Annotated in this window: 28 protein-coding genes, 1 tRNA gene and 1 pseudogene; 16 read left to right on the top strand and 14 right to left on the bottom strand. The window is 69.9% G+C overall.

Translation table 11 applies throughout. From position 1 onward, the window contains the following. Positions 1–108 precede the first annotated feature (108 nt). From ASD25_RS17200 to msrB, 3 genes are all read right to left on the bottom strand, one after another. Positions 109–333 carry a hypothetical protein gene (locus ASD25_RS17200; protein WP_055832079.1) on the bottom strand — a complete coding sequence of 75 codons (225 nt, stop codon included), beginning with the start codon at positions 331–333 and terminating at the stop codon, positions 109–111. Between the two features lie 187 nt (positions 334–520). After that, entirely contained in the window at positions 521–1102 is a 582-nt protein-coding gene (locus ASD25_RS17195) for a hypothetical protein (RefSeq protein WP_055832078.1), read from the bottom strand. A gap of 49 nt (positions 1103–1151) precedes the next feature. After that, entirely contained in the window at positions 1152–1643 is a 492-nt protein-coding gene (gene msrB, locus ASD25_RS17190) for a peptide-methionine (R)-S-oxide reductase MsrB (RefSeq protein WP_055832076.1), read from the bottom strand. Between the two features lie 80 nt (positions 1644–1723). Between msrB and ASD25_RS30580 the strand changes: the two genes are divergently transcribed. Beyond that, positions 1724–1900 carry a hypothetical protein gene (locus ASD25_RS30580; RefSeq protein ID WP_156377026.1) on the top strand — a complete coding sequence of 59 codons (177 nt, stop codon included), beginning with the start codon at positions 1724–1726 and terminating at the stop codon, positions 1898–1900. A gap of 77 nt (positions 1901–1977) precedes the next feature. Here the strand turns inward: ASD25_RS30580 and ASD25_RS17185 are convergent, their stop codons facing one another. Continuing rightward, positions 1978–3471: a hypothetical protein gene (locus ASD25_RS17185; protein ID WP_055832075.1), complete on the bottom strand. Its 1494-nt coding sequence runs from the start codon at positions 3469–3471 to the stop codon at positions 1978–1980. Between the two features lie 220 nt (positions 3472–3691). On the opposite strand from ASD25_RS17185, the gene ASD25_RS17180 reads away from it, so the two are divergent. Continuing rightward, positions 3692–5674, top strand: coding sequence for an acetyl/propionyl/methylcrotonyl-CoA carboxylase subunit alpha (locus tag ASD25_RS17180; RefSeq protein WP_055832073.1), 1983 nt, complete (start codon positions 3692–3694; stop codon positions 5672–5674). Positions 5675–5689: 15 nt separating this feature from the next. On the opposite strand, the gene ASD25_RS17175 is transcribed toward ASD25_RS17180, so the two are convergent. Both ASD25_RS17175 and ASD25_RS17170 read right to left on the bottom strand, forming a co-directional pair. After that, positions 5690–5968 carry a hypothetical protein gene (locus tag ASD25_RS17175; protein WP_055832071.1) on the bottom strand — a complete coding sequence of 93 codons (279 nt, stop codon included), beginning with the start codon at positions 5966–5968 and terminating at the stop codon, positions 5690–5692. 135 nt (positions 5969–6103) lie between these two features. Then, entirely contained in the window at positions 6104–7732 is a 1629-nt protein-coding gene (locus ASD25_RS17170; RefSeq protein ID WP_055832068.1) for an ATP-binding protein, read from the bottom strand. Between the two features lie 260 nt (positions 7733–7992). Here ASD25_RS17170 and ASD25_RS17165 point away from each other — a divergent pair, with 260 nt between their 5' ends. After that, positions 7993–9975 (top strand): hypothetical protein, encoded by a 1983-nt coding sequence (locus ASD25_RS17165; RefSeq protein ID WP_082560190.1) that lies wholly within the window; start codon positions 7993–7995, stop codon positions 9973–9975. On the opposite strand, the gene ASD25_RS17160 is transcribed toward ASD25_RS17165, so the two are convergent. The 3 genes from ASD25_RS17160 to ASD25_RS17150 all read right to left on the bottom strand — a co-directional run bounded on the left by ASD25_RS17160 (position 9972) and on the right by ASD25_RS17150 (position 11427). Next, a complete protein-coding gene (locus ASD25_RS17160; RefSeq protein WP_156377025.1) occupies positions 9972–10142 on the bottom strand; it encodes a hypothetical protein in 171 nt (56 codons plus the stop codon). The two genes, ASD25_RS17165 and ASD25_RS17160, sit on opposite strands and share 4 nt — an antisense overlap. Before the next feature lie 74 nt (positions 10143–10216). Then, positions 10217–10951: a hypothetical protein gene (locus ASD25_RS17155; protein ID WP_055832064.1), complete on the bottom strand. Its 735-nt coding sequence runs from the start codon at positions 10949–10951 to the stop codon at positions 10217–10219. Continuing rightward, the gene (locus ASD25_RS17150) at positions 10948–11427 is read right to left on the bottom strand and encodes an RNA polymerase sigma factor (protein ID WP_235562773.1); all 480 of its coding nucleotides are present in this window, start codon (positions 11425–11427) and stop codon (positions 10948–10950) included. The genes ASD25_RS17155 and ASD25_RS17150 overlap by 4 nt, the downstream gene beginning before the upstream one ends. A 128-nt stretch (positions 11428–11555) precedes the next feature. On the opposite strand from ASD25_RS17150, the gene ASD25_RS17145 reads away from it, so the two are divergent. Then, positions 11556–12878, top strand: a complete 1323-nt coding sequence (locus ASD25_RS17145) for a S8 family serine peptidase (RefSeq protein WP_082560189.1) — start codon at positions 11556–11558, stop codon at positions 12876–12878. Between the two features lie 112 nt (positions 12879–12990). Next, complete coding sequence (locus ASD25_RS17140; RefSeq protein WP_055832060.1) at positions 12991–13641, top strand: hypothetical protein; 651 nt, start codon at positions 12991–12993, stop codon at positions 13639–13641. Between the two features lie 57 nt (positions 13642–13698). On the opposite strand, the gene lipB is transcribed toward ASD25_RS17140, so the two are convergent. Beyond that, positions 13699–14415 (bottom strand): lipoyl(octanoyl) transferase LipB, encoded by a 717-nt coding sequence (lipB, locus tag ASD25_RS17135; RefSeq protein ID WP_055832058.1) that lies wholly within the window; start codon positions 14413–14415, stop codon positions 13699–13701. A 75-nt stretch (positions 14416–14490) separates the two neighbouring features. On the opposite strand from lipB, the gene ASD25_RS17130 reads away from it, so the two are divergent. From ASD25_RS17130 to ASD25_RS17105, 5 genes and pseudogenes are all read left to right on the top strand, one after another. Beyond that, positions 14491–14742 (top strand): FliM/FliN family flagellar motor switch protein, encoded by a 252-nt coding sequence (locus ASD25_RS17130; protein ID WP_055832056.1) that lies wholly within the window; start codon positions 14491–14493, stop codon positions 14740–14742. A 50-nt stretch (positions 14743–14792) separates the two neighbouring features. Beyond that, a tRNA-Leu gene (locus ASD25_RS17125) sits at positions 14793–14879 on the top strand. Positions 14880–15226: 347 nt separating this feature from the next. After that, positions 15227–16553, top strand: a pseudogene (gene mgtE, locus ASD25_RS17115) (magnesium transporter). Positions 16554–16618: 65 nt separating this feature from the next. After that, the gene (locus ASD25_RS31295) at positions 16619–17902 is read left to right on the top strand and encodes a lysozyme (RefSeq protein ID WP_055832052.1); all 1284 of its coding nucleotides are present in this window, start codon (positions 16619–16621) and stop codon (positions 17900–17902) included. Between the two features lie 70 nt (positions 17903–17972). Then, positions 17973–19136, top strand: a complete 1164-nt coding sequence (locus ASD25_RS17105) for an isovaleryl-CoA dehydrogenase (RefSeq protein WP_055832050.1) — start codon at positions 17973–17975, stop codon at positions 19134–19136. On the opposite strand, the gene ASD25_RS17100 is transcribed toward ASD25_RS17105, so the two are convergent. Beyond that, positions 19122–19634 (bottom strand): DUF3617 family protein, encoded by a 513-nt coding sequence (locus ASD25_RS17100; RefSeq protein WP_055832048.1) that lies wholly within the window; start codon positions 19632–19634, stop codon positions 19122–19124. The genes ASD25_RS17105 and ASD25_RS17100 overlap by 15 nt on opposite strands. Positions 19635–19746: 112 nt before the next feature. Between ASD25_RS17100 and ASD25_RS17095 the strand changes: the two genes are divergently transcribed. The 3 genes from ASD25_RS17095 (at position 19747) to ASD25_RS17085 (ending at position 21381) form a co-directional block, all read left to right on the top strand. Further along, the gene (locus ASD25_RS17095) at positions 19747–19929 is read left to right on the top strand and encodes a DUF3008 family protein (protein WP_055832046.1); all 183 of its coding nucleotides are present in this window, start codon (positions 19747–19749) and stop codon (positions 19927–19929) included. Positions 19930–19987: 58 nt separating this feature from the next. Next, positions 19988–20623, top strand: coding sequence for an exopolysaccharide biosynthesis protein (locus ASD25_RS17090; RefSeq protein WP_055832045.1), 636 nt, complete (start codon positions 19988–19990; stop codon positions 20621–20623). A gap of 80 nt (positions 20624–20703) precedes the next feature. Further along, the gene (locus ASD25_RS17085; protein ID WP_055832042.1) at positions 20704–21381 is read left to right on the top strand and encodes an exopolysaccharide biosynthesis protein; all 678 of its coding nucleotides are present in this window, start codon (positions 20704–20706) and stop codon (positions 21379–21381) included. A 55-nt stretch (positions 21382–21436) separates the two neighbouring features. Here the strand turns inward: ASD25_RS17085 and ASD25_RS17080 are convergent, their stop codons facing one another. The 3 genes from ASD25_RS17080 to flbT all read right to left on the bottom strand — a co-directional run bounded on the left by ASD25_RS17080 (position 21437) and on the right by flbT (position 23218). Beyond that, entirely contained in the window at positions 21437–22267 is an 831-nt protein-coding gene (locus tag ASD25_RS17080; protein ID WP_055832039.1) for a flagellin, read from the bottom strand. A 209-nt stretch (positions 22268–22476) separates the two neighbouring features. Beyond that, complete coding sequence (flaF, locus tag ASD25_RS17075; RefSeq protein WP_055832037.1) at positions 22477–22836, bottom strand: flagellar biosynthesis regulator FlaF; 360 nt, start codon at positions 22834–22836, stop codon at positions 22477–22479. Further along, positions 22796–23218, bottom strand: coding sequence for a flagellar biosynthesis repressor FlbT (flbT, locus tag ASD25_RS17070; protein ID WP_055832036.1), 423 nt, complete (start codon positions 23216–23218; stop codon positions 22796–22798). Before flbT ends, flaF begins: the two co-directional genes overlap by 41 nt. Positions 23219–23349: 131 nt before the next feature. Here flbT and ASD25_RS17065 point away from each other — a divergent pair, with 131 nt between their 5' ends. From ASD25_RS17065 to ASD25_RS17055, 3 genes are read left to right on the top strand one after another with little or no spacing between them, the layout of a single operon-like run. Beyond that, positions 23350–25137, top strand: a complete 1788-nt coding sequence (locus tag ASD25_RS17065) for a tetratricopeptide repeat protein (protein WP_055832033.1) — start codon at positions 23350–23352, stop codon at positions 25135–25137. A 36-nt stretch (positions 25138–25173) separates the two neighbouring features. After that, on the top strand, positions 25174–25620 hold the full coding sequence (locus tag ASD25_RS17060; protein ID WP_055832031.1) for a hypothetical protein: 447 nt from the start codon (positions 25174–25176) through the stop codon (positions 25618–25620). A gap of 11 nt (positions 25621–25631) precedes the next feature. After that, on the top strand, positions 25632–25841 hold the full coding sequence (locus tag ASD25_RS17055; protein WP_055832028.1) for a hypothetical protein: 210 nt from the start codon (positions 25632–25634) through the stop codon (positions 25839–25841). Positions 25842–26163: the final 322 nt, after the last annotated feature.

Genomic DNA, 26163 nt, shown 5'->3' with positions numbered 1-26163 from the left:
CCGTTTGGCGTTCAGGGCCGGGCGATTCGCTCCGGCGACCGGCGGCCGGACGCAAAAAAGCCCCGCCGGCGGAGCCGGCGGGGCCTTGTCGGCCTTGTGGGGCGAGACTTAATCGCTTTCGGAATCGTCGTCCGTCGCGACGACGATGGTGGCGATGATCACGGCGGCGCCGATCAGCAGCACCGGCAGCGGCACGCCAGCGAACTCGCTGGATTCCGCCGTCGAGGCGCCGACGCGGTCGCCGATGCGGGCGGCGGCAGTGTCATTGGCCGCAGCCGCCTGACCGGCGACGAGCAGCAGGCCCGCCGTAACGGCGGCGATGGTTTTCTTCATGGGGTGACTCCGATAGCCGTGGTTATGAGGCGGGTCGACACACCTTGCTGTGCGTCGACTCGCCTCATGCCATACAACTAATGGGATTGCGATCCGGTTTACGCGATTAAGCTTGGCCGTGCCCCCCGGAGCGCAGTAGCGCGCCGCATCACGGCGGTTCTCGTTTAAAGCGAAGGGCCCGACGCCGTCAGGGCTCGGCGCGTTCCAACTGAACCAGGGGCCGCCGGTTCGGCGGTCCCTCGGGCCGCATGACCTCGGCCTCGAACCGGGCCGCGGCGCCGGGGCGATATCCCGGAAACACGTAGCCGCCGTCGAACGCCGCCCCGCCATGACCCTGACCGTAGGTGTAGCCGTCCCCATAGCCATATCCATGGCCGCCATAAGGATAACCGTTCTCGGTCTGGCGGTAGCTGAGGCTGAGCCGGCCGTTCTCGCCGATGGGCATGGAAACCGCCGCTCCATAGTCGCGATAGCCGCCGGTTCCGATGCTGGCGCTGAACGCGCCATGCGGCAGGCCGTCATCCAGCGGCTCGCCGGGGTCACGGCCATAGGGCCTGTCATCCACGGATCGCGTCGCGATCCAGCGGTCGATCTGCTCGTCGGTGGTCAGATTGTGGGGCACGCCCGCTTGGGCCGCGCCCTCGACCGACGGCCCGACGGGCTGGACCGTCGCCCCCAGATCGACCCGGGTGGCCGGGGCGGTGGCGACCACGCCGTCCGGATCCCCCATTGTCAGGGCTCCGGCCATCAGCATCGCGGTGATCAGCATGCGCCCGACTCCAGTACTGTCGCCACCCTAGCCCCAATTGCGGCCAAGGTCAGGCCTTGCCGTCGCCGCGTCCCAGCGGGTCCGGCAGGGGCGAGCCCTCCGGCACGAAAGTCAGCGCCACGGAATTGATGCAGTAGCGCAGGCCGGTCGGTCCGGGGCCGTCCGGGAAGACATGGCCCTGATGGCTGCCGCAGCGGGCGCATCGGGTCTCGGTCCGCGTCATTCCATACGAGCGGTCAGTGATCGCGGTCACATGAGTCGCATCGACCGGCTCGGTGAAACTGGGCCAGCCCGTGCCGCTTTCGAACTTGGTCCCGGCGCGGAAGAGCGGCAGACCGCATTCGCGGCAGCAGAACACCCCCGCCCGCTTTTCGCCGAGGAGCGTGCCGCAGAACGGGGCCTCGGTGCCGTGCGCCAGCAGGACGCGCTTCTCCTCCGGCGACAGGTCCGCCTCCAGCGCGAGCCGCTGCGCCTCGCCGGGCGGCGTCAGGTCGTAGCCGGAGGGGGAACGCAGGCTCGGGGCGATGTCGGTCTCGGTCATTGTGTCCACGTAGGAGGCGTCCGGGCCGTTCGCAAACCCCGTGTTCGGAACCGGGCGGTCGTGCAGACCGTTCCGCGCCCATGAAGAAAAAATCCGAAGCCGAACTGATCACCGATCCGTTGACGCCCAAGGCCACTCATGGGGTCGTTGTGGTCAAGGATCCGCCCGAGGCGGCCATGAACCTGACCGCCGACGCGGCCGAGATGTCCGGCCTGCGCCTGATGGACGCCGCCGACCGGGCCCGGAAGCGCGATTAGGCGGGCGTCACCGGGGCAAATGAAAGGCCGGCCCGGGTTTCCCCTGGCCGGCCTTTTTGTCTCATGGAAGTCCCGGATCAGCCGCCGAACAGGCTGCCCACCCAGGCCCGCACCGCCGTCTCGTCGGCGGGACTGCCGGTGTAAACCAGGCCCTGCGCGGGCGTGTAGGGCTGGTTGTTGGCGCGCGGACGCGAGGTCCAGGCCTTGTGGCCGTAGCTGAGGTCCGAATAGTTCGACGGCAGACGCATCACGGTGGGCTCGACGAAGATCGAGTCGGTGGCCGTGGTCGAACCGGCGATGCGCACGTTCGGCAGTTTGGACAGCAGGTCCAGGGTGTCCAGGCAACCGCCCGAGCAGCCGGCGTCGACCAGAACGACCACCGGGCCCTGCACGGGGTTCGAAGCGCCCGTGTCGGCGACCGCGGCGCGGCCCGCCAGGGTGAAGGTGGGCTGGCCGGCGGCGATGGCGGCGTCGAAGGCGGCCACGATCTCGCGGGTCTGCTCGATCACCGGGGTGGCTTCCTGCACGAACTGCGGATCAGCCTCCATGCGACCGAGCGCTGCGGCGTACCAGTCGCGGTTGCCCTGGGTGGCGCGATAGGTCAGCTCGCCGGCCGCCGGCTGGCGGCTGACGGTGAACTCCGGCGTCCAGATGCGGTTGGCCAGGCCATAGCCGCGGGCGGTCGACGAGTTCAGACCCGAACCCGAGGCGGCGCGAAGGTCCAGCACGAAGCCCTGCGGCCCCCGCAGGGTCGCGGCCTGGCCCTCGACGGCGGCGTTGAACGCCTGCCAGCCGGCGCTGTCGGCGAAGGAGTGCACGTGCACCCACGGCCGGCCGTTGACGGTCTCGACCGCCAGCGGCGCCGCGGGCGGCATATAGACCGTGGCGCGGTAGGCGGCCTCAAGGTCGCCCGCGACCACCGGAATGGGCCGGATCTGGATGTCGCGCGGGCGGCCGCGGCCCGACTGGAAGCTGCACATCGACGGCACCCCGGCGGCGAACGGGTTGTTGCGATTCCACAGGAGATAGGGGGCCGAGGTCACGCGGCCCGCCTCGGTTTCGAGGTTGCCCTCCCACAGGTCCAGCTTCTTCCGGGCGAATTCCTCGATCGGGGTCAGGTTGCACTCGACCACCGCATCTCCGATACGCGGCGCGCCGCGGGTGCCCGGCTTCACATAGGTGACGACGTATTTGCCGCCGCGCCAGCCGGTGGTGAAACCGGGCCAGCTGGTGCCGAAATACGGCCCCATGCCCTCGAAGGTCGGGGTGATGGCGATGTTCGAATCGCGGAAGCCCGCCGCGTAGTAGCGCATCAGATAGGCATGGGCGTCGCCGCTGTTGGCCTGACCTGCGCGGCCCAGGGCGTCCTGGAGGCCGGCGTCCAGCCAGCTGCGGAAGCTCTGGCTCGCTGCGCCCGACACGGCCGGCGCCGGATGGTTGGCGGCCAGTTCGTCGTGAGCCCTTTGCAGGTCCTGGCGCGCCAGGGCGCGGAAGTCCTGGGCGGCGACAGGCGCGACACCAGCCGCGAGGGTCAGGGTCGCAGCAGCGGCGAAGGTAAGGATGCGGGACATCAGGTCAGGCTCCGGGCCAGTAAGCGGGACGGGGGAGTGGACAAAAATGAACGGGCGTCGATGAACGGGACTGGAACGGCTTTAACCCCATCGATACAGGCTTTGCCAAGCCCGAACGCTGGCCGGTTGAAAGCCCCCTTGGTTTACTCACGCCAGATCGCGGCCTAATCGGGGCAGCCGCTTCACGCCGCGATCACGTTCGCCTCAGATTCAAAGACACATGTTCTCCAAAATCCTGATCGCCAACCGCGGCGAAATCGCCGTCCGCATCATCAAGACCTGCCGCCGCATGGGCATCAAGACGGTGCAGGTCTATTCCGAGGCCGACGCCGGCTCCCTGGCTGTCGAAATGGCCGACGAGTCCGTACTGATCGGTCCCGCCCCCGCCGCCCAGTCCTATCTGCTGCAGGACAGGATCGTCGACGCGGTGCGCCAGACGGGCGCCGAGGCGGTCCACCCCGGTTTCGGCTTCCTCAGCGAGAACGCCGCCTTCGCCCGCCGCCTCGAGGCCGAGGGCATCACCTTCATCGGCCCCAATCCCCACGCCATCGAGGCCATGGGCGACAAGATCACCTCCAAGAAATTCGCCGCGGAGGCCGGCGTCTCGACCGTCCCCGGCCACATGGGCCTGATCGAGACGACCGAACACGCCGTCGAGATCGCCAACCAGATCGGCTATCCGGTCATGATCAAGGCCTCGGCCGGCGGCGGCGGCAAGGGCATCCGCGTCGCCCACTCGGACGCCGACATGGCCGAAGGCTTCGCCGCCGTGAAGGCCGAGGCGCTCAACGCCTTCGGCGACGACCGCGTCTTCCTCGAGAAATTCATCATCGACCCGCGCCACATCGAGATCCAGGTGCTGGGCGACAAGCACGGCAATGTCGTCCACCTGTTCGAGCGCGAATGCTCGATCCAGCGTCGCAATCAGAAGGTCATCGAGGAGGCGCCCTCCCCGCTGCTCGACGAAGCCACCCGCGCCGCCATGGGGGCCCAGGCCGTCGCCCTCGCCAGGGCCGTCAACTACGACAGCGCCGGCACGGTCGAGTTCGTGGCGGGACAGGACAAGTCGTTCTTCTTCCTTGAGATGAACACGCGGCTTCAGGTCGAGCATCCGGTCACCGAACTGATCACCGGCGTCGATCTGGTCGAGCAGATGATCCGCTCGGCCTGGGGCGAGACGCTGGCGTTCGCACAGGATGATCTGGCCATCGACGGCTGGGCCATCGAGAGCCGCATCTACGCCGAGGACCCCTATCGCGGCTTCCTGCCGTCGATCGGCCGCCTCGTCCGCTACGAGCAGCCGGAAGAGGGCGAGCACGAGGACGGCTATGTCGTGCGCAACGATTCCGGCGTCCGCGAGGGCGACGAGATCAGCATGTTCTACGACCCCATGATCGCCAAGCTGTGCGCCTGGGGGCCCACCCGTGACGAGGCCCTGACCGGCATGGCCCGGGCGCTGGAGGACACCCACCTGCAGGGCGTCGGCCACAACATCCCCTTCCTCTCCGCCGTCATGGACCAGCCGCGCTTCCGCGGCGGGAACATCTCGACCAGCTACATCAAGGACGAATTCCCCGACGGCTTCCACGGCCTGAGGCCCGACGCGCGCCAGACGCAGATCATGATCGCCGCCGCCGTGGCCATGAACGAGATCGCCGCCGAACAGGCCGGCGACCCGTCCGACCGCACCGACTGGGTCGTGCTGATCGACAAGACCCCCCACGGCGTCGACCTGTCCTACGACGCCGACGAGGCCCTGCTGCTGGCCTTCACCGGCGGCGGCCACGCCCGGCTGACGGAGATCGACTGGCGCCCCGGCCTGGCCCAGTTCCGCGCCGAGCTGGACGGCGAGCCCTTCACCGCCGAGGTCGCCCGCGTCGCCGACGGCTTCGTCATCCGCCACCGCGCGGCGAAGGCCCGCGTCCGCGTCCTCACCCCGCATACGGCCGAGCTCTACGCCCGCCTGCCGGAAAAGGTCGCCGCCGACACCTCGAAACTGGTCGTCTCCCCCATGCCCGGCCTGGTGGTAGCCATCCCGGTGACCGTGGGCCAGGAGGTCAAGGCCGGCGAGACCGTCGCCATCATCGAGGCCATGAAGATGCAGAACATCCTCAAGGCCGAACGCGACGGCGTGGTGAAGGCTGTCGGCGCCGCCGCCGGCGACCCGGTGGCCGCGGATGACGTGCTGGTGGAGTTCGCCTGACCGCGCGCCGCCGCCTCAGTCCGCGCCCTGCCGCGTGAACCGCAGGCCGCGCAGCAGCGGATCGCTGTAGCTGAAGGCCACGACGGCGCCGCCCGCGTCGCGGTGGAACCGCGCCACCATCGCCCCCGTCCGGAACACGTCCGGCGCCGCCGCCGCCAGCTCCAGCCGGCTCAGCGACCCGCGCCCGAAGCGCACCGCCACCCCGCGCTCCCCGGTCGTCACCTCGGCGCAGGTGCCCAGGGCGCCGCTGTCGTAGCGTCCGGCGTAGTCGGGCAGTTCGGGCGTCGGGGGCATGGCGTCACCGGGGTCTGAGGGAGCCCGCAGACTGACGCGCCGCCGGGTGAGCGGCATGAGGGAAAGGTGAGGAGTTGGTGAAAACGGCGCCGACGCGTTGGCGTGGGCCGCCCGATGCACGGCGAGGCGTGCCCCCTAGCCCGCCGCCGCCAGAACCGCCGCCGGGACCGGCACGGTCGCCTCGATCGCGGCCATCAGGGCCCCGGGGGTGATGGGCTTGGCCAGGTGGCTGTCGGCGCCGGCGTCGGCGGCGTCCTGGACGTGGCGGGCCATGGCGTTGGCGCTGAGCACGATCAGGGGAGTGCGGGGCCGGCCCTGGGCCTGTTCGGCGGCGCGGATGGCGCGTGTGGCGGTCAGTCCGTCCATGACCGGCATCTGCATGTCCATCAGGATGACGTCGAATTCCCCGGCGGCGAAGGCCTCCACGGCCTGGGCGCCGTCGCCGACGGTGGTCACCTCCATGCCCGACAGGATGGCCTCGACGACGCGCTGGTTGACCGGATGATCCTCGGCCAGCAGCACCCGCAGGGGCGCTGCGCCGATCCACGGCGCGGAACCGATGGCCACCGGCTCGGGGTCGCCGGCGCGGGCGCGGACGGCGTCGGCGGCGGCGTCGTGGGCGGCCACCGAGCGGGTGCGCGACAGCGGCAGGGTGACGGTGAAGCAGCTGCCCTCGCCGGGCGTGGAGTCGGCGGTGATCTCGCCGCTCATGATCTCGACCAGCGAGCGGCAGATCGACAGGCCCAGGCCGGTGCCGCCGAAGCGGCGGGTGATGGTGCTGTCGGCCTGGCTGAAGCGCTGGAACAGGGCCTCGCCAGCGGCGGCGTCGAAGCCCACGCCGGTGTCGCGCACGGTCAGGGTCAGCAGGGCGACCCCGGGTTCGGGCGTGTCGTCGGCGACCTCGATCGAGACCGAGACCTGGCCCTCGGGGGTGAATTTGATCGCGTTGGACAGCAGGTTGGACAGCACCTGGCGGATGCGGGTGGCGTCGCCGAGGAAGTCGCCGCGGGCGCCGGGGCCGCGCTCGACGCGGAAGGCGAGCCCCTTCGCCTCGGCCTTGACGCGGGCGGTTTCGATCACGCCGTCCAGCTCGCGCTCCAGGTCCATGTCGCCGATGGCGAAATCGAGATGGCCGGCCTCGATCTTGGCCACGTCGAGGATGTCGGACACCAGCCGTTCCAGGGTCACGCCGGACTGTTCGATCAGCCCGACCAGCTCGCGCTGGGTCGGGGTCAGCTCGCCCTGGGCCAGGGCCCCGATCAGGCCGATGACGCCGTTCAGGGGGGTCCGGATCTCGTGGCTCATATTGGCCAGGAAGTCGGTCTTGGCCTGGTTGGCGACCTCGGCCGCCGCCTTGGCCTCCAGCAGTTCGCGCTCGGCGGCGACGCGGTCGGTGACGTCGCGGGCCACGCCGTAGACGCGGTCCCCGACCCGCCGCGCGCGCCATTCAATGGTGCGGTAGCCGCCGTCCTTGTGGCGATAGCGGTTCTTGAAATCGACCATCGGGTCACGGGGCCCGCGGGTCTCGACCTCGATGACGCTCTCCAGGGTGGCGATCTCGTCGTCCGGATGGAGCAGGCGCAGCAGCGGCAGGCCCTCCATCTCGTCGGGCCGCCAGCCGAGGACGGTCTCCCACGATGGACTGGCCCGGACGACCCGTCCGTCCAGCTCGCGGATGACCAGCAGGTCCAGCGACACGTCGAAGAAGGTGCTGATCGCCAGGGCGTCGGCGTCCTGTTCCGGGCGGGACAGCGGGGATGGCATCAAGCGGAAATCCTGTCGGGGCGGCGGACGCGCCGATTCTGCACCGGCCAAGGTTAAGACGGCCCTCGCAACAGTCAAAGTTCCATCCGAAGCCCGCCCGCCATTTGCGGCTGTATCCGGGGCCGGGTTCCGTCGTAGGAAAGCGGTGTTCGATCCGGGAGGCGCGGCCGTGGCCGCCGCCGGGAGGCGATCGCCGGTCAGTGGGGGGCGGCGGAGATCACGACGCCGCCCGCACGGGCGCGCGGGGGGAACCAGCAACCATGGGCTCGCTTATCCGCGCCAACGCCGCACGCGGCGCACCGAAAACGGTCGCCGCAAAGGTTTCGACGACGAAGGGTCACGGCGGGGCGGTGACGGCGGGGGAACGCCTGCGTTACGCCTTCGACAAGAGCATGGCGGCGGGGCCGGTCGCCCTGGCCGGCTGGCTGGCGCTGGTGTCCCTGCTGGTGATCGGGATGGCCGCGACGGTGCTGGCCCTGACGCGGCTCGGTCCGGACGGCGGCTTCGACTTCGGCGAGGCGGCCTGGCAGTCGCTGATGCGGACCATGGACGCCGGCGCCATGGGCGGCGATTCGGGCTGGGTCTTCCGCTTCGTCACCCTGTTCGTGACCCTGATGGGCATCCTGGTGTTCTCGGCCCTGATCTCGATCATCTCGGCCGGGCTGGACTCGGCGCTGGAGGGGCTGCGCAAGGGCCGATCGCGGGTGCTGGAGAGCGACCACACCATCATCCTCAACTGGTCGCCGTCGATCTTCGACATCCTGTCCGAACTGGTCATCGCCAACGCCAGCCGGAAGAATCCGCGCATCGTCGTCATGGCCGACAAGGACAAGGTCGAGATGGAGGACGAGATCGCCGACAAGGTCCCCGACCTCGGCAACACCCGCATCATCTGCCGCAGCGGCGACCCCACCGACCTGTTCGACCTCAGCCTCGTCAACGCCCAGGCCTGCCGTTCGATCATCGTCGTCTCGCCCGGCGGCGCGGCCGATCCAGACAGCCAGGTGATCAAGACCGTCCTCGCCCTGACCAATGACCCCAAGCGCCGCACCGAACGCTACCGCATCGCCGCCGAGCTGCGCGACGCCCGCAACGCCGAGGTGGCCCGCATCGTCGGCGGCGACGAGGTCCAGCTGGTGCTGGCCGACGACCTGATCTCGCGTATCGTGGTCCAGTCCAGCCGCCAGGCCGGCCTGTCAGCCGTCTATTCCGAACTGCTCGATTTCGACGGCTGCGAGATCTACACCACCGAACTGGAGGAGTTGGTCGGCCTCACCTATGGCGAGGCGGTCATGGGCTACGAGGACTCGGCCCTGATCGGGCTCAGCTATCCCGACGGCCGGGTGCGGATGAATCCGCCGATGGACGAGATCATCACCGCCGGAAGCCGCGCCGTCATCATCGCCGAGGACGACGCCGCCATCCGCCTGCGGCCGATGCCGGACGAGGCCGTCGACGCCGCCGCCATCCGCAAGCCGGCGGCGATCCGCCGCGCCGCCGAACGGGTGCTGATCATCGGCTGGAACCGGCGCGGCCCGATGATCGCCCACGAGCTGTCGCGCTACGTCAAGCCGGGCTCGGTGCTGACCATCGCCGGCGACGTCCCCGGCCTGGCCGAGGAAGTCCGCGCCATGCCCTTGGGCTCGAAGAACATGAAGGTTGATCTCCGCCTCATCGACACCGGCCACGCCGCCTCGCTGGAGGCGCTCGAGCCCCTGACCTACGACAGCATCATGGTGCTGGGCTATTCCGATCACATGGAGGCCCAGTCCGCCGACACCCGGACGCTGATCACCCTGCTGCACCTGCGCAAGCTGTCCGAGCGGCTGGGCGAGCACATCAGCGTGGTCTCGGAGATGATCGACATCCGCAACCGCGAGCTGGCCGAGGTCACCCGCGCCGACGACTTCGTGGTGTCCAACCGGCTGGTCAGCCTGATGCTGGCCCAAGCGTCCGAGAACGAATACCTGTCCGCCATCTTCGACGATCTGCTCGACGAGGACGGCTCGGAAATCTACATGCGGCCGGTCGGCGACTACGTCGATCTGGACCTGCCCGTCAGCTTCTACACCATCGTCGAGGCCGCCCGCCGGCGCGGCGAAACCGCCATCGGCTATCGCCGTCGCCGCGCGGATGACGCCGACGACGGCCGCAACATGGGCGGCGTGGTCGTCAATCCGTCGAAGTCGGAACAGCTGTCGTATGAGCCCGAGGACCGGGTGATCGTGCTGGCGGAGGACTAACCTGTCCGGCCCTCATCGGCGGGGGTTCGGGTCTCCAGCAGACAGGCCAGCAGGGCCTCATAGTGGCGGGCCAGTTCGGCGCTGGCCGCGCGCTCGCGGGCGTCCAGCGCGTCGGCGGCGCGGCGGCGCCAGCATTCGACGCGGCTGCGCAGGGTTTCCTCGTCCATGCGGACCTCGTCGGGATCGGGTCGAAAGCGCCCGTCGTCCAACGAACGGCCCCGCCTGTTTCATCCCGCCGCGGTCAGCGCCAGCCGGCGTCCCGCGCCTGCGCTTCGGCCGCGGCGTCCAGCGTCTCGTCGGCGATCAGGGCGTCGACCGCGGCCAGCACCGCCGCCGGCGTGTCGGCGCCCGCCGTGCGAACCTCGGAGTCTGAAGCCTGGAACGGCGCGAGCGCCTGCATGCGCCAGTCCCCCTCCGTGCGGCAGGCGAGGCCGGCCACCCCGGCGTCGCCCGCCCGGAAGGTGCGGCACCAGCGCCCGTCGGCGTCGCGGAAGGTCAGGCCCACGGCCCGCCCCTCGCCGTCCGCCCCGTCCGCCGCCAGGCCGCGATCCAGCACCCGCACCAACGCCGCGTCGGCGAGGACGCCGTCGGTCGCGACCGCGAAACCCTCGGGCGTCCGGTCCTGCCCCAGCCAGCCCACGGTCAGGCCCAGCACGAAACAGGCCGCCGCCGCGCCGGCCCAGACGGGCGCGTGACGCACGGCGAACCCCTCGCGCAGGCCGCCCGCCAGCCGGGCCGTCCAGGGCTCGCGCCGGGTGGCGCCGTTCAGGATCAACCGCGCCAGTTCGCCGTCTCGCAGGTCCTGCGCCGCCGGGAAGGCCTCGCGCGCCAGCGTCCGCAGGCCCCGCAGCCGCTCCAGCCGCCGCGCCAGCGCCGGATCGCCGGCGGCGGCCGCGTCGATCGCCGCCCCGGCGTCGGGGCTCAGTTCGCCGTCCACGCGGCGCATCAGGATTTCGTCGTCGTAGAGGTCGGTCATGCGCTCACTCCCTGATCGGTCAGGGTCTGGATCAGGGTCTGGCGGCCGCGCACCAGTCGGCTGGTCAGGGTGCCCGCCGGCACGCCCAGCACCTGGGCCGCCTCGGCGTAGGACAGGCCGTCGATCAACACCAGCGCCACGGCCAGCCTCTGATCGTCGGGCAGTCTGTGGATCGCCTCGCGCACGGCCAGGGCGTCGGCGCGCAGGCCCTCGTCCGCCTGCCCCGCGTCCGCGACCCCGGGCGTCATGGCGTCTTCGGGCGAGACCACGCGCCCCCACCGCGTCCTCGACCGTCCCTCATCGATGTGGATCCGTCTCATGATCGTGAAGGCCCAGCTGTCCAGCCGCGTTCCGGGACGATAGCCGCCGCGTTTGGCCAGGGCCCGCTCCACGGTCGCCTGGACCAGGTCCTGGGCGTCGGCGTCGGAGCGGCAGACGGCGCGCGCGAAACGACGCAGCCTTGGCAGAAGCGCCACCAGCTCCGTCTGAAATCCATCCAAGCGCGCACTCCGGTCATGGGGATGAAACGCCCCGTCCCCGACGTTTCATCCATTGTCGGGCCCGGGCCAATGGCCTTTGATGAATTGTCCGAACGGAGCCGCCCGTGTCGATACGCTTTCCTCTGGCGACCGCCCTTGCGGGACTGGTCCTGGCCGCCGCGGCCCCGGCATGGGCGCAGCTCGGCCTGCCCGGCGGCGTCCCGAGCCTGCCGCGCATCCTGCCGGACCGCCTGCCGGTCGACGCCGGCCGGCTCCAGGACGATCTGCTCGGCCGCGTCGAAGGGGCGCTGCAGGCCCCGTCGCGGCTGCGCAACCTGATCCGGCGCTCGGACGGCGCGCTGGAGGCCGATCCGGGCGGCTGGCCGGCGGTCCGCGCGGAAATCGTGGCGGTCGATCCGTCGCCCGCCGGCCGACGCATGGTGCTTGACGCCGGTTTCACCGTCATCCGCGAGGAACGGCTCGAGGACCTCGACCTCGCCGTCGTGGTGCTGGCCCCGCCGCGCGGTCTGTCGCTGCGCCGGGCCGTCGAACGCCTGCGCGAGCTCGATCCCGACGGATCGTACGAATTCAACCACGTCCACGCCCCGGCGGGACTACTGGCGGGGGAGGCTGCGGACACGCCGGAAGCCGGCCCGAACGCCGCGCCGCCCGCTCCGGCGCAGGCAGGGGGCGTGCGGGTCGGGCTGATCGACACCGGGGTCGACGCCGGCCATCCCGCCCTCGCCGGCGCCACGGTCCGCCGACAGGGTTTCGCCGGCGCCTATCACTCCGACGCCCATGGCACGGCCGTGGCGTCGCTGCTGGCCGGGCGGTCCGGCGCCTTTTCCGGCGCGGCGCCCGGCGCCGTCCTGTTCGCCGCCGACGTCTATGGCGGGTCCCCTTCCGGCGGCTCCTCGACCGGGATCGCCGAGGCTCTGGCCTGGATGGTCCGGAACGAGGTGCCGGTGGTCAACATCAGCCTGGTCGGCCCCCGCAACGCCCTCGTCGAGGCTGCTGTCCGCCGGGCGTCCGCACGCGGGGTGCTGATCGTTGCGGCGGTCGGCAATGACGGACCCGCCGCCGCCCCTCTCTATCCCGCCAGCTATCCGGACGTGGTCGGGGTGACGGCCGTCAACGCGCGCGGCCGGGTGCTTCCGGAAGCCGGCCGGGGCCCGCAGGTCGATTTCGCCGCCCCCGGCGCGGACATGGCCGCCGCCGGCCCGGGTCAGGGCTATGTCTCCGTGCGCGGGGCCTCGTTCGCCGCGCCGCTCGTGGCCGGGCTTCTGGCGCGGCGGCCGGGACGACGCGAGGCGGTGCAGGCCCTCGCCGCCGAGGCGCGGGACATGGGGGCTCGCGGACCGGACCCGGTCTATGGCCGCGGGCTGGTCGCCGCCGAGCTGCGCGTCGATCCGGCCGCTGTCGGGGCGAGAGGTCGGCTTTCGCGCTGATTTCCCGCCCGATCTTCTCCTGACGGCGTCGGGGCGGGATGAATCCCCGGAGGCCGGTCGTTGGACCCTGCGAGGGCGGCTTCCCGCCCGCTCAACTCCAGGAGAAGCTCACATGCGCAAGACCCTTATGCTCGTGACCACGGCGGCCTTCAGCATGGCGCTGGCCGGCGCCGCGAACGCCCAGATTCTGGGCGGTTCCGGCGGATTGGGGGGCGGCCTCGGCGGCCAGGTCGGGGGCCTCGGCGGTCTCGGCGGCCGGGCCGGCGGCAGTCTGACGGGCGGCCTTTCCGGCTCGGTGGACGGCTCCCTTGTCCGCGACCGTCTGGGCGAAACCACCAGCCGCGCCGACCGCCTCCGCGCGCGGGCCGAACGCCGCGCCAACGCCGCGCGCGATCGCGCCTCGGCCACGGCGGACGAAGCGCGCGGAACGGCCGGCTCGGCCGCCGCGAACGCCTGGGGCTCCGGCCAGGGCGCGGTCGCCGGCGCCGCCGGTTCGGCCTCCGGGTCCCTGACGGGCGTGCTGAACGGTGCGGCCTCGGCCGGCGGCGACTCGATCTCCGGGGACGCATCGGGCTCGGCCGACGGTTCCGCGCGCGCGGGCCGGGAGTCCGGCGATCAGCCGCGCCAGAACCGCCGCCGGCGCGTCGACGCCAACGGCTCGGCCGACGGTTCGGCTTCGGCCTCCGTGAACCGCGACACCGGCGCGTCGGTCAGCGCCGGTGCAAGCGCGGGGGCGTCGGCCAGCGCGCGCCGCGACGACTGATCACGGAAGAGGGTGACCGGATCGCTCCGCCGGCCCGCGCCGGCGGAGCGTTCTCGGTCAGACGGGCGGGCCCGCCGGGACCGTTTCGCCGAACACCCGCCGGAAACTGACCCTCAGGGCCTCGTCCGCCTCGTCCAGGGTCGCGGGAACGCCGAGATCGACCAGGCTGGTGACGCCGTGCTCATTGATGCCGCACGGCACGATGCCGCTGAAATGGCCGAGGTCCGGCTCCACGTTCAGGCTGATGCCGTGGAAGCTGACCCATTTGCGCACCTTGACGCCGATGGCCGCGATCTTGTCCTCGCGCGACCAGCCGGGGCCTTTCCGGGCGACCCAGACGCCGACGCGGCCCTCGCGCACGTCGGCGGGGACGCCGAACTCGCCCAGGGCGCCGATGATCCATTGCTCCAGCCCGCGCACGAAGGCGCGCACGTCCCTGCCGCGCGCGTTGAGGTCCAGCATCACATAGGCCACGCGCTGGCCCGGTCCGTGATAGGTGAACTGCCCGCCCCGCCCGGTCCGGTGCACCGGGAACCGCGTCGCATCCAGCAGGTCGCCGTCCTTCGACGACACCCCCGCCGTGTAGAGCGGCGGATGCTCCAGCAGCCACACCAGTTCGGGCGCCTCGCCCGCGGCGATGGCCGCGGCCCGGGCCTCCATGGCCACGACCGCCGCCTCATAGCCGACAAGGCCCTGCGACACGGCCCATTCGACCGGCCGGCCGTCGGCGCGGGCCAGTTTCGATCCGGTTGAGCTTAAGGCTTGGGAAAGCATGATGCACCCAATGTGGGGGTCGGGAGCGCCATGCAAGACCAGACCGCGCCATCAGAGTCAGTAACCGAGTCCCCCATGAGCCAGATCGAAGCCGTCGAAGTCGAGATCTCGGTCGTCCTGGGGCGCTCCGTGCTGCCGATGAGCCAGCTGCTGCGCATGGGCCGCGGCGCCGTGATCCCGCTCGACGCCTCCGAATCCGACGAGGTCTGGATCCTGGCCAACAACCACCCGGTCGCCCGCGGCCAGATCGAGATCCGCGAGGACCGCATCGCCATCACGGTGACGCGGGCGGCGGACGTTTACGACTTCATGGCGGGCGCTGCCTAAACCGCTTGGCAGCGRCGCATCTCTCCGCTATCAGCCCCCCTCCGATGCGAGCGGTCGTGGCGGAATTGGTAGACGCGCAGCGTTGAGGTCGCTGTTCCTTAACCGGAGTGGAAGTTCGAGTCTTCTCGACCGCACCATCGAAACAACAGGGCGAATCTCGGCTAGAGNTGGGACGCGCAGCGTTGAGGTCGCTGTTCCTTAACCGGAGTGGAAGTTCGAGTCTTCTCGACCGCACCATCGAAACAACAGGGCGAATCTCGGCTACGATTGAGCTGACATAAAAGCAGGGAGGCCAAGCGTGACTGCCACCGCAAACGCCCCCCTGCCGCCTTCCTCCGACGACATCGACCACGACGCCCTCGACGAGGACTACGTCCTGACGGCCTCGTTCGTCGAAAAGGTCGTCGACGCCTCCGACGCCGGCGACGGCCTCAAGCTTCGCTCCCTGCTGGAAGACCTGCACCCGGCCGACGTCGCCGACCTCATGGGCTTCCTGACGGCCGAGCATCGCGCCGTCGTCGTGCTGTGGCTGCCGGCCGACCTGCTGGCGGAAACCCTGCCCGAACTGGACGACAACATCCGCGAGGAGGTGCTGGAGCGCGTCCCGCACCTGACCCTGGCCGAGGCGCTGCAGGAGCTGGACTCCGACGACGCCGCCGCCGTGGTCGCGACCCAAGAACATCCGCGAGGAGGTGCTGGAGCGCGTCCCGCACCTGACCCTGGCCGAGGCGCTGCAGGAGCTGGACTCCGACGACGCCGCCGCCGTGGTCGAGGACCTGGAGGACGACCAGCGCGAGAAGGTGCTGGCGGCCATGCCCGAGGTCGACCGCGCCGCCATCGAGAGCTCGCTGCGCTACGCCGAGGATTCCGCCGGCCGCCTGATGCAGCGCGAGGTCATGGCCGCGCCGTCGTTCTGGAACGTCGGCGACACCATCGACCACATCCGCAAGCAGGGCGAAGACCTGCCCGAGCTGTTCTTCGACATCTATATCGTCGACCCGTCCAACCGGCCCGTCGGCGGCCTGCCGGTCAGCGGCCTGCTGCGCGCCGCGCGTTCGATCGCCCTCGTCGACATCATGGAGCCGGTCAACGAGATCGCGGTCGACCAGGACCAGGAAGAAGTCGCCTACATCTTCGAGAAATACCACCTGATCTCGGCCCCCGTCATCGACGCGGAAGGCCGGCTGGTGGGCCAGATCACCGTCGACGACATCGTCAACATCATCCAGGAAGAGAACCGCGAGGACATCCTGCGCCTGGCCGGCGTCTCGGACGAGGACCGGGGTTCGTCGGTTTCGGAGATCGTGCGCGGCCGCGTGCCGTGGCTGGCCATCAACCTCGCCACCGCCATGCTGGGGGCCAGCGTCATCGCCTTCTTCGGCGCCACCATCGAGCAGATCGTGGCCCTGGCGGTGCTGATGCCCATCGTCTCGGCCATCGGCGGCAACGCCGGCACCCAGGCCCTGACTGTGACGGTCCGGGCCCTCGCAACCCGCGAGCTGAACAGCTCCAACGCCCCGCGCACCTTCCGCCGCGAACTGGCCGTGGGATTGGCCAATGGCCTGGTGCTGGCGCCCCTGATCGGCGTCGCCGCCGCCCTGTGGTCGGGCGACTGGCGCATCGGGGCGGTGATCGCCCTGTCGATGGTGCTGAACCTTGTGGTGGCGGCCACCGTCGGCGTGCTGACGCCCCTGACCCTGTCGCGGCTCAAATTCGACCCGGCCGTGTCCTCCGCCGTGTTCGTGACGGCGACGACGGACTTCTTCGGATTCCTGATCTTCCTCGGTCTCGCCACGCTTGTGTTGATCTAATCCCGGCCCGGGCCTTGCTCGTTCTCCCAGCGGGCGAGCACGCCCGTCTCGATTTGGGTCAATCCGTGTCCGACGCGACCACGCCACGTCTGAAGGTCTCCCGTGAGGGGATCGTCCTCATCAAGAGTTTCGAGGGCTTCCGTCCGCACGCCGTGAGAGGCGAGGACGGGCGCTGGATCATCGGCTATGGCCACACCGCCTCGGCCCGCGAAGGCCTGAGCGTGGGCGAACAGGACGCCGAACTGCTGCTGCAGTACGACCTGCTGCCGGTGGTGCGGGCGCTGAACGAGCGCGCGCCCGCCGGGCTGAACCAGCATCAATTCGACGCCCTCGCCAGTTTCGCCATCTCCGTCGGGGTCGAGCGGTTCCTGGCGTCCGATGTCCTGCAGCGGTTGAACGAGGGTCGCGCCGGCCTCGCCGCGGACGCCCTGATCGGCTGGCCGGAGGCGGCCTCGCCCGAGGTCCGCCTGCGCCGCCGCGCGGCCGAACGCGCCCTTTTCGTCGCCGACCCGGGCTCCGCCGTGACCCTGGCCGACCTGCTGGCCGCTCCCCTTCCGGCGCCTGTCGAGCCGGAGCCTGTCGCCGTTACAGCGGACGCCCGCGCCGCGGCCGTCGCCGCCCTGCTGGGAGAGACGCCGCCCACGGGCGCGGAGGCCGAACCCGGCCCGCCGCCCGAGGCCCCCGCGCCACCGGCCGCCCCCGGGAACGGCGTCTATCTGAGCCGCTATTCGCCCTATGCCGCCGCCATGATCGGCCCCCTGCCCGGCCTCCTGCCCTTGGCCCCAGCGGCGGCCGACGCCGACGCGCCTGAGCCCGCCGTGGACGCCGCCCCGACCGAAGCCCCTGCGAGCGAGGCGGAGACGGCCCCGCTGGTTCCGATCACGCCCGAACCCCTCCACCTCGGGCCCGTGATCCCACTTGTCTCGCCCGCGCCGTCGATTTCGCCCTTCCCGGCCTTGGAAGAGCCGCTGGTCCTTACGCCGCTGACGGACGCCGACATGGTTTCGGCCGAGCGTCCGGTCTGGCCGGAGGAGGCGCGCGCGCCGGCGCCCGTCGACGACGAAACCGTACTGTTCGGCGACGAGCCGACGGCCCCGGTGATGCGTCACGAGGTCGAGCCCGCGGGCCCGCGCCGATTCGACTGGAGCGAAACGGGCGCCTTCCTGTTCATGGGCGGCGTCGGCCTTGCGGCCTGCGCCTTTTCCGCCGCGGCCTTCCGGCTGGCGGTCGAAGAGCCGTCGCCCATGGGCGAGACGGTGGTGCTGGGCTGGGCCCTGGCCCTGATCGGGGTGATCTGCGTCGGCGTGTCGTCGTGGAACCTGTATGTCCGCTGGGGCAAGACAGACTGAGGCCGCCTCTCCCGCGCGGGAGGGTTCGGGCGGCTTTGCGGCGGCGCCGCGCGGTGCTAACCCCGCCCTCATGAGCATTCCCAACGCCCCCCAATCGATGGATTTCGGCCTCGGCGAGAACGCCGACATGATCCGCGAGACCACCGCCCGCTGGGCGACCGACCGTCTGGCGCCCCTGGCCGCCGAGATCGACGAGAGCAACGCCTTCAAGCGCGAGCTCTGGCCCGAGATGGGCGACCTGGGCCTGCACGGGATCACGGTGGAGGAGGAGTACGGCGGTCTCGGCCTCGGCTACCTTGAGCATGTCGTGGCGATGGAGGAGGTGTCGCGGGCCTCGGCCTCGATCGGCCTCGCCTACGGGGCCCACTCCAACCTGTGCGTCAACCAGATCCGCCGCTGGGGCACCGACGAGCAGAAGCGCAAATACCTGCCCAGGCTGATCTCGGGCGAGCACGTCGGCTCGCTGGCCATGTCCGAGGCCGGGTCGGGGTCCGACGTCATGTCGATGCGGACCCAGGCCCGCAAGGACGGCGACCGCTATGTCCTGAACGGCACGAAATTCTGGATCACCAACGCCCCGCACGCCGAGACCCTGGTGGTCTACGCCCGCACCGGCGAGGGCAACGGCGGCGTCACCGCCTTCCTGATCGAGAAGGGCATGAAGGGCTTCAGCGTCTCGAAGAAGCTCGACAAGATGGGCATGCGCGGCTCCGACACCGCCGAACTGGTGTTCGAGGACTGCGAGGTCCCGGAAGAGAACGTCATGGGCCCGGTCGGCGGCGGCGCCGGCGTGCTGATGAGCGGCCTCGACTATGAGCGCGCCGTGCTGGCGGCGGGCCCGCTTGGCATCATGCAGGCGGCGCTGGACGTGGTTCTGCCCTACGTCCGCGAGCGAAAGCAATTCGGCAAGGCCATCGGCAGCTTCCAGCTGATGCAGGCCAAGGTCGCCGACATGTACGTGGCCCTGAACAGCGCCCGCACCTACGTCTACGCCGTGGCCCGCGCCTGCGACGCGGGCAGGACGACCCGCTACGATGCGGCCGGCGCCATCCTGCTGGCCTCGGAGAACGCCGTGAAGGTCAGCCTCGAGGCCGTCCAGGCCCTCGGCGGCGCCGGCTACACCAAGGAGTGGCCGGTCGAACGGCTGGTCCGCGACGCCAAGCTCTACGACATCGGCGCCGGCACCAACGAGATCCGCCGCTTCCTGATCGGGCGCGAACTACTCGGCAGCTGAGGCGGCCGGGCAGTCGCCCAGCCGTTCGGCGGTCATCACCATGGCGACCTCGGCCATCTCCGGGCTCGGCGGGGGCGTCATCCGGCTCTTCACCTCCATGGTGTAGTTGCGGGTGAAGTCGCCCGAGACCCGGGTGTCCGTCTCCGTGCGCATGCCATCGGCCGAGGTGCAGACCATATGGCCGACCATGGCGGCGCCCTCGCGGCGGAAGGATTGCTGTTCGCAGGTCATGCCCGGGGACTCCGGGGCGCCCCGGGGCGTCTCGAACTTCGCCTCGCGGATGCAGGTTTCGACCGCCGGCGCCTCCATGCCGGCCGGCATCCCGCTCATCCGGGTCGTGACGCGCCACAGGCCGGGCGTGGGCCCGGCGGGCATGCCGGCGGCGGCGGGGTTCCCCGCCGTGTCGGTCGCCTTTTCGGCCGGCGAGGCGTCGCCGCCCTGCCCGCAGGCCGCCAGGGAGAAGGCGGCGAGCCCGGAAACGAGAGGGATGATGCGCATGTCGTTCCTCCACCCAGGACCCGACCCCTACCACATTACGGGTTACGGCTGAACCGGCGACCGGGAACCGGGCGKACCGGCGATAGTTGGTTGGGACGCAAAGGAGCCTCCCATGCCCGCGAAATCCGCTGCACAACAAAAAGCCGCCGGCGCCGCCTTGTCGGCCAGGCGCGGCGACACGCCGAAGTCCGAACTGAAGGGCGCGTCGAAATCGATGCTGTCGATGACCGAGAAGCAGCTCGAGGAATTCGCCCGCACCAGCCGCAAGGGCAAACCCCAGCACGTGAAACACTGACATATCCCGTCGCGCGAGCCCGAATGACCCCCTCATGCCGCGCCGCTAGCGTCGCCGCATGAGCCTGACCGAAACCTCGACCGGCCGGCCGCGCGCGTTTTCGGACGTGCTGGATATCCTGGCGGCGCGCCGGGCCGAAAAACTGTGCCTGGGCGAAGTCGTCGAGGCCTTCGGAGACCGGGCCTTCGGGCCGGTGATGTTCTTCTTCGCCCTGATCAACCTGCTGCCATGGCCCCCGGGCGGCACGAGCCTGACCGGTGCGCCGCTGCTGCTGTTGTCGGCCGAACTGGCATGGGGCCGCGAAAGCCTGTGGGTTCCGCGCTGGGCCGAAGGCCTGGCGATCCACCGCGAGACCTTTCGCCGGCTGATCCGGCGGTTCATGCGCCCCCTGCGTTGGGCGGAGGCGGTCTCACGGCCGCGCCTGTATGTCCTCACCGGCGGGTTCGGCCAGGGTCTGATCGGCCTGGCCTGCCTGTTCCTGTCGGCCGTGCTGGTGCTGCCGATCTTCGGCGGCAACCTGATCCCGGCGGTCGCCATCGCCTTCTTCTCGCTCGGCGTGATGCAGCGGGACGGCCTGTCCGTCTTGCTGGGATGGCTGACCACGGCCGTGGCCGTCGCCATCCTGTTTCTGGCGTGGAAGCTGATCGTCGCCGGGTTCCGCCACGGGATCGACGCGGTCCAGGGCCTGATCTGAGCGCCGCCAGATTGACGTTTGTTAAGTGGCGCCCGCCTATCGTCGCGCCTAGATCGGATCATCACCTCCGGACGCCGCCGATGCCCGACTATGACTATCAGAGCGACAGCCGGCCCTTTTCGCAGGTGATCCAGGACATCGGCGCGAAGAACGATCCGAAACTGTACCTCGGCGAACTGGTCAACGCCTTCGGCGAGCGCGGCTTCGGCGCCCTGATGCTGTTCTTCGGCCTGCTGAGCGTCGCCATCGGCATCATCCCGGGCACGACGACGGTCCTCGGCGCGCCGCTGTTGCTGATGGGTCTGCAGCTCATGATCCGCCAGGACCAGCTGTGGCTGCCGCGCTGGGCGTTGCGCCGCTCGATCGAGCGCCAGACCTACCGGCAGGGCGTGGAAAAGGTGCTTCCGCGGCTCAGGCAGATGGAGCGCCTCTCGAGACCCCGACTGTCCATCATGACCAGCGAACTGTCCGAAGTGCTGATCGGCATCGCCACCTTCCTGCTGGCCCTGATCCTGATCCTGCCGCTTTGGGGCGGCAATCTGATCCCGGCCCTGATCATCTCCGCCTTCGGCTTCGGCCTGATGCAGCGGGACGGGCTGGCCATCGTCATCGCCTGGAGCGCCGTGGGCGTGATCTGCGGAGCGGGCCTCGTCATCTGGCTCGCCTGGACCTGGGTCTCGCCCTATCTCCTGCCGGTCTGGGAATGGGCGAACGGCCTGCTTCCCCAGTTCTGGACGTGGCTTACGGGCCTGTTCTGAACGACGAAACGCCGGAGGGGTCTCCCCCTCCGGCGCTTGTTCGAACCTGAAACAGTCAGTTGCGGAACAGCGACAGCACCAGCTGCGGCGTCTGATTGGCGATGCCCAGCGCCTGAACTCCCAGCTGCTGCTTCGTCTGCAGGGCCTGGAGCTTGGCGCTTTCCTTCGCCAGATCGGCGTCGACCAGATTGCCCACTCCCGCCTCCAGCGCGTCCGACAGCTTGCCGACGAACGTCAGGTGGGTCGAGAGCGCCTTCGACTTGGTGCCCAGCCGCGCGAGCGAGGCCGAGACCTTGTCGATGGAGGTGGAGACGGCCGTAAGCGAGGCCGCCGCCTTGGTCAGGGTGTCGATCGTCTGCGTCGCCGCGATCGTCACATTCGCGCCGCCCAGGGCGAGAACTTCCGCGCCAACCGTCAGGCTGGACGTGCCCGTCACATTCGCCAGGGCCTGGAACCCCGTCGCTCCCGTCTTCAGCAGGTTGACCCCGTTGAATTCGGCATTGCCGGTGACCGTGGCGATCTGGTCGCGAAGGGCCTTGAAATCCTCGTTCAGAGCCGCGCGCGCCGACGTCTTGAGTGACGCGTCCGTCGCAGCGAGTGCCTTCTCCTTCAACTGGAGCAAGAGGTCTGAGACCGTCTCGCCCGCCGCCAGGGCCACATCGACCGCGGCGATGCCACGATCGAGCGACTGTTTGACCGCGCTCAGCGCGCCGATATCGGCCCGTTGCCCCTGGGCGATGGCCCAGATGCTTCCGTTGTCCTTGGCGCTGGAGACAGATTTCCCGGTGTTGATCCGGTTCTGCACCTGCCCAAGGGCTGCGTTGGTCGCGTTCAGGTTCTGGAGCGCGATTTGCGCGCCCGTGTTCGTGTTGACCGACATAACCATCGGCTGTCCTTCCATTCTGGTCGGGTGAAGAACGGCCTTCTGGCCGTCGAACCAGTTCTGGCTCGCGCACGGCGACGCAAGGATCGGGCCGCTTCCCGGGCCGGACGGACATCAATCTTTTCAGAGGCTTGGCTACAGGGCCGTGTCGGCCCCGGCAGGTCTGGCCGGGCCGCGTGGCTCGTCTTGCCTACCCGGCCCGGGTCGGACGGCTAGGCGGCTCCCTGACCCGACAGGCCCTGCATGACCATCTTGTTGATGTCGATCAGGGCTTCGAAATCATCCTCGCCGCGCATGATCACGGACGAATGGCGGCTGACGAACAGGCTGATCGAGATGATCTGGGCCCGCAGGGCCTTGTCCATCGCATTGTCCGGATTGGCGCAGTCGGTCGCCAGCGCGGACCACAGCCGGCGGTTCCAGTCGAGGGCGTCGATCCGGGTCGCGACGTCGGCAGGATCGACGGTCGAGGCGTGCATCAGCGCCCGGGTCACCTGCCCGAACAGCCGGTATTCCGTTTCACGCGGGTTTTCAGTCCGCGTGGCCGCGGTCTTGTACGCCTGCAGCGACATTCGACAGCCCTTCCTCGTAATCCACCAGTTTCCGCGCCGCCATCAGGGCCTTGTAGTATTCGCGCGCCATGACGTGGCGCGACGCCGCCACGCAGTCCGCCAGCACCTGGGGATTGCGCGTGGCGCTCATGAACTCGGTCAGACGCCGCGCGAACTCGTCATAGACCTTGGGCGCCTGGGCCTCGTCCAGGTACATCATCATGACCGGGAAATAGACGCGGGTCGCCGGACTCTTGACGTCCTCGGGCTGGAGAATGTCCTTCTCGCGCAGCACCGACGCCTTGTTCTGAAGGATGAGGACGCCGCGACGATCGCCGTTCTGGACAACCGCGCCGTTGAGCACGAATTTCTCGCCGGGTTTGAGCGACAGCTTGAGCGGCATTTGCGGGAGCGTCTCCTGACAGGCTCGCGGCGACGTTAGGAAGCCGGGAACGAACGCACGCTAAACAGTCGTGGTTAACCATGTCTTGTGACCCCGGCGGCGATCCTCCGGAACACACTCGGGATCGATCCATGTCCGCAGCCGATCTGGCTCCAGAATTCGTCCACGCGCCCCAGCTCGCCGCCCAGGGAACGGTCGGCGATTCGGCCTCTCCCGAGGCCATCCGCAAGCTCTCGCGGCAGCTGGCCAGTCCCAGGCTGGCGGTGAAGGCCCAGCGCAAGAGCCTCGAAAAGCTGAAGGCCGCCCTGATGGCGATCCGCGCCGGCGACTTCGCCCTGGGCGCCCGGCGCGCGCTGGACGCCTTGCAGATCGACGAGACCAGCGGTCTGGCCTGGCACGTGCTGGCCATCTGCCGCGAGAAGTCGGGCGATTTCGGCCAGGCCCTGCTGGCCTATGAGGCGGCGCTCAAGCTGCTGCCCAACGAGACCGACGTGGCCCATGACCTCGGCCGGCTGGCGCAGCAGCTGGGCCATCTCGACATCGCCGAAAAGCTGCTGGTCAAATATCTGGCCGCCGATCCCGGCCACGTCGAGGCGACCAACAACCTGGCCTGCGTCCAGCGCGATCAGAAGCGCTACGGCGACGCCGTCGAAACCCTGCGCGCCCTGCTGGGAGTCGAGCCCGAATCGCCGGTCCTGTGGAACACCCTCGGCACAGTGCTGAGCGACCAGGGCGAGATGGCCACGGCCCTGACCTTCTTCGAGGAGGCGCTGCGGCACGACCCGGCCTTCGCCAAGGCCCGCTACAACCGCGCCAACGCCCGCCTGCCCCTGGGCGATGCCCTTGGCGCGCTCGAAGACCTGGACGCCGCCCTGCCCGGCGCCGAAAGCCCATACGAGCGGGCCATGATGAACATGGCGCGGGCCATGCTGCTGATGACCCTCGGCCGCATCCCGGAAGGGTTCGAAGCCTATGAGGTGCGGCTCGACCCGCATCTGCCCGAGGCCATGCGGGTCGCCGTCGAGGCCCCGCGCTGGGATCCGAAGACGGAAGACATCCGCGGCAAGCGCCTGCTGATCGTGGGCGAACAGGGCATCGCCGACGAAATGGTGTTCGGAACCTGTGTCGGCGACGCCATCGAAGCCGTCGGTCCGGACGGCAAGGTGTTCGTGGCGGTCGAGCCGCGCCTGATCGGGATGTTCCAGCGGGCCTATCCGGAAGCCGTCTTCGGCTCGCACCGGGCGGTCAAGCTGGAAGGCCGCATCACCCGCTATGTCCCGTTCATCGAGGAGATGGAGGAAGGGATCGACCGCTGGATTCCGCTGGCCTCGCTGCTGGCGCTCTACCGCCCGTCGATCGACCGCTTCCCCGACCGCCGGGGCTATCTGAAGGCGGACCCGGAGAAGGTGGCCTATTGGCGCGCAGAACTGGAAAAACTCGGGCCGGGGCTGAAGGTCGGCCTGCACTGGAAGAGCCTGGTCCTGACCGGCTCGCGGGCCCGCTATTTCTCCAGCTTCGAACGCTGGCGGCCCGTGCTGGAGACGCCGGGCGCGGTCATGGTCAACCTGCAGTGCGGCGACGTGGCCGACGACCTGGCGGCGGCCGAGGCGGCGGGGGTGTCGATCTGGACCCCGCCGATCAATCTGAAGGACGATCTCGAGGATGTGGCGGCCCTGTCGGTCGCGCTGGACGTCGTCATCGGGCCGGGCATCGCCGGGACCAATCTGGCGGCGGCCGTCGGCGGGACGGCGTGGATGATCACCGCGCCGGACGACTGGCATTTTCTGGCGACCGACAAATACCCCTTCTATCCGCACCTGCGGCATTTCCGGCGCGACGGCTTCGACGCCTGGGAGGGTGCGATCGATCGCGTCCGGGCCGCACTGGACGAGGCCGTCAGGACGGGGAACGCCGGATAGCGGAGCAGCGTTGATCTCCCGAACAGGAGCTACGCCATGCCGGAGATCAACGGCTACTCGGACGACCAGGAACAGTCCGAAGTCTATGACGAAACCCACATCGACGATGAGGGCGACGGCGACATCCTGCTGGACGAGGCCGATCCGGTGCTGGACGTCACCCAGGCCGACGGCGACGCCGACGAGGAAGAGTTTGACGAGGACCAGCTGGACGATCTGGATGAAATCCAGGGCGCGTCCGGCATCGAGGCCGAGGCCGACGCCCTGCTGGGCATAGACGGCGAGCGCCTGACCGAGATCGACGGCGAAAGCGCCGGCGGCCGCGGTCCGGACGAGGTCGAGCTGGTCTACTCCGGCCTGATGGAGAACGCCCGCGGCGCCCAGGCCAGCGCCGCCCACTGGGAGGCCAGACGCCTGTCAGACGATGACATCGCCGGCCTGGGTTACGGCCCCGACGGCGATGAAGATCACCCCACGGAATAAGGAGGGCGGCCATGACCACTCAGACGCACAAACCCGATCATCAGCAGTCCCCCGCCGACGACGCCCCCCACGCCCGCAAGGCGGAACGGCAGCACGGCAAGCCGGACCAGCTGTGCGAAGAAGAACGCCACGCCGAGGACCGCCAGGAAGCCCTGCTGGACGAGGGACTGGAAGAGACCTTCCCGGCCAGCGATCCGGTGTCGGCAAAACGGATCACGTAAACACCGGTGTCGCCGTGGGAGGAGGGACCGCCCTCCCCCCTCCGTGCATCCCCGCGAAGGCGGGGACCGCCGCCCCCATCCGTGCATCCCCGCGAAGGCGTGACGCTGCCGGCCGGCTATATAGTCGGGTTCAGAAGAAAATATCCCGCCTCTTCAACACCTTCCGCTTTTCTCAAACTCTATTGTCAGCACCGCCCCCCCCGGCGGCCCCATACTATCTGCATCCCGTCGCGGGGGAGGGCGTCTGGCGCCAGGGCCAATCACGTGCGGCGGGGGGCGATCGAGCGGGAAACGTCGTCCTGTAATCGTCGTCCGGACGCTT

The organism is Brevundimonas sp. Root1423 (assembly GCF_001426805.1).
The sequence above is the reverse complement of the archived record's forward strand: the minus strand, read 5'-3'. Positions and strand labels throughout refer to the sequence as shown.

Bases quoted from the DNA above. Each gene is read 5' to 3' on its own strand.
- ASD25_RS17200 (WP_055832079.1), bottom strand. From the start codon at position 333: ATGAAGAAAACCATCGCCGCCGTTACGGCGGGCCTGCTGCTCGTCGCC.
- ASD25_RS17195 (WP_055832078.1), bottom strand. From the start codon at position 1,102: ATGCTGATCACCGCGATGCTGATGGCCGGAGCCCTGACAATGGGGGAT.
- msrB (WP_055832076.1), bottom strand. From the start codon at position 1,643: ATGACCGAGACCGACATCGCCCCGAGCCTGCGTTCCCCCTCCGGCTAC.
- ASD25_RS30580 (WP_156377026.1), top strand. From the start codon at position 1,724: ATGAAGAAAAAATCCGAAGCCGAACTGATCACCGATCCGTTGACGCCC.
- ASD25_RS17185 (WP_055832075.1), bottom strand. From the start codon at position 3,471: ATGTCCCGCATCCTTACCTTCGCCGCTGCTGCGACCCTGACCCTCGCG.
- ASD25_RS17180 (WP_055832073.1), top strand. From the start codon at position 3,692: ATGTTCTCCAAAATCCTGATCGCCAACCGCGGCGAAATCGCCGTCCGC.
- ASD25_RS17175 (WP_055832071.1), bottom strand. From the start codon at position 5,968: ATGCCCCCGACGCCCGAACTGCCCGACTACGCCGGACGCTACGACAGC.
- ASD25_RS17170 (WP_055832068.1), bottom strand. From the start codon at position 7,732: ATGCCATCCCCGCTGTCCCGCCCGGAACAGGACGCCGACGCCCTGGCG.
- ASD25_RS17165 (WP_082560190.1), top strand. From the start codon at position 7,993: ATGGGCTCGCTTATCCGCGCCAACGCCGCACGCGGCGCACCGAAAACG.
- ASD25_RS17160 (WP_156377025.1), bottom strand. From the start codon at position 10,142: ATGGACGAGGAAACCCTGCGCAGCCGCGTCGAATGCTGGCGCCGCCGC.
- ASD25_RS17155 (WP_055832064.1), bottom strand. From the start codon at position 10,951: ATGACCGACCTCTACGACGACGAAATCCTGATGCGCCGCGTGGACGGC.
- ASD25_RS17140 (WP_055832060.1), top strand. From the start codon at position 12,991: ATGCGCAAGACCCTTATGCTCGTGACCACGGCGGCCTTCAGCATGGCG.
- lipB (WP_055832058.1), bottom strand. From the start codon at position 14,415: ATGCTTTCCCAAGCCTTAAGCTCAACCGGATCGAAACTGGCCCGCGCC.
- ASD25_RS17130 (WP_055832056.1), top strand. From the start codon at position 14,491: ATGAGCCAGATCGAAGCCGTCGAAGTCGAGATCTCGGTCGTCCTGGGG.
- ASD25_RS17105 (WP_055832050.1), top strand. From the start codon at position 17,973: ATGAGCATTCCCAACGCCCCCCAATCGATGGATTTCGGCCTCGGCGAG.
- ASD25_RS17100 (WP_055832048.1), bottom strand. From the start codon at position 19,634: ATGCGCATCATCCCTCTCGTTTCCGGGCTCGCCGCCTTCTCCCTGGCG.
- ASD25_RS17095 (WP_055832046.1), top strand. From the start codon at position 19,747: ATGCCCGCGAAATCCGCTGCACAACAAAAAGCCGCCGGCGCCGCCTTG.
- ASD25_RS17090 (WP_055832045.1), top strand. From the start codon at position 19,988: ATGAGCCTGACCGAAACCTCGACCGGCCGGCCGCGCGCGTTTTCGGAC.
- ASD25_RS17085 (WP_055832042.1), top strand. From the start codon at position 20,704: ATGCCCGACTATGACTATCAGAGCGACAGCCGGCCCTTTTCGCAGGTG.
- ASD25_RS17080 (WP_055832039.1), bottom strand. From the start codon at position 22,267: ATGGTTATGTCGGTCAACACGAACACGGGCGCGCAAATCGCGCTCCAG.
- flaF (WP_055832037.1), bottom strand. From the start codon at position 22,836: ATGTCGCTGCAGGCGTACAAGACCGCGGCCACGCGGACTGAAAACCCG.
- flbT (WP_055832036.1), bottom strand. From the start codon at position 23,218: ATGCCGCTCAAGCTGTCGCTCAAACCCGGCGAGAAATTCGTGCTCAAC.
- ASD25_RS17065 (WP_055832033.1), top strand. From the start codon at position 23,350: ATGTCCGCAGCCGATCTGGCTCCAGAATTCGTCCACGCGCCCCAGCTC.
- ASD25_RS17060 (WP_055832031.1), top strand. From the start codon at position 25,174: ATGCCGGAGATCAACGGCTACTCGGACGACCAGGAACAGTCCGAAGTC.
- ASD25_RS17055 (WP_055832028.1), top strand. From the start codon at position 25,632: ATGACCACTCAGACGCACAAACCCGATCATCAGCAGTCCCCCGCCGAC.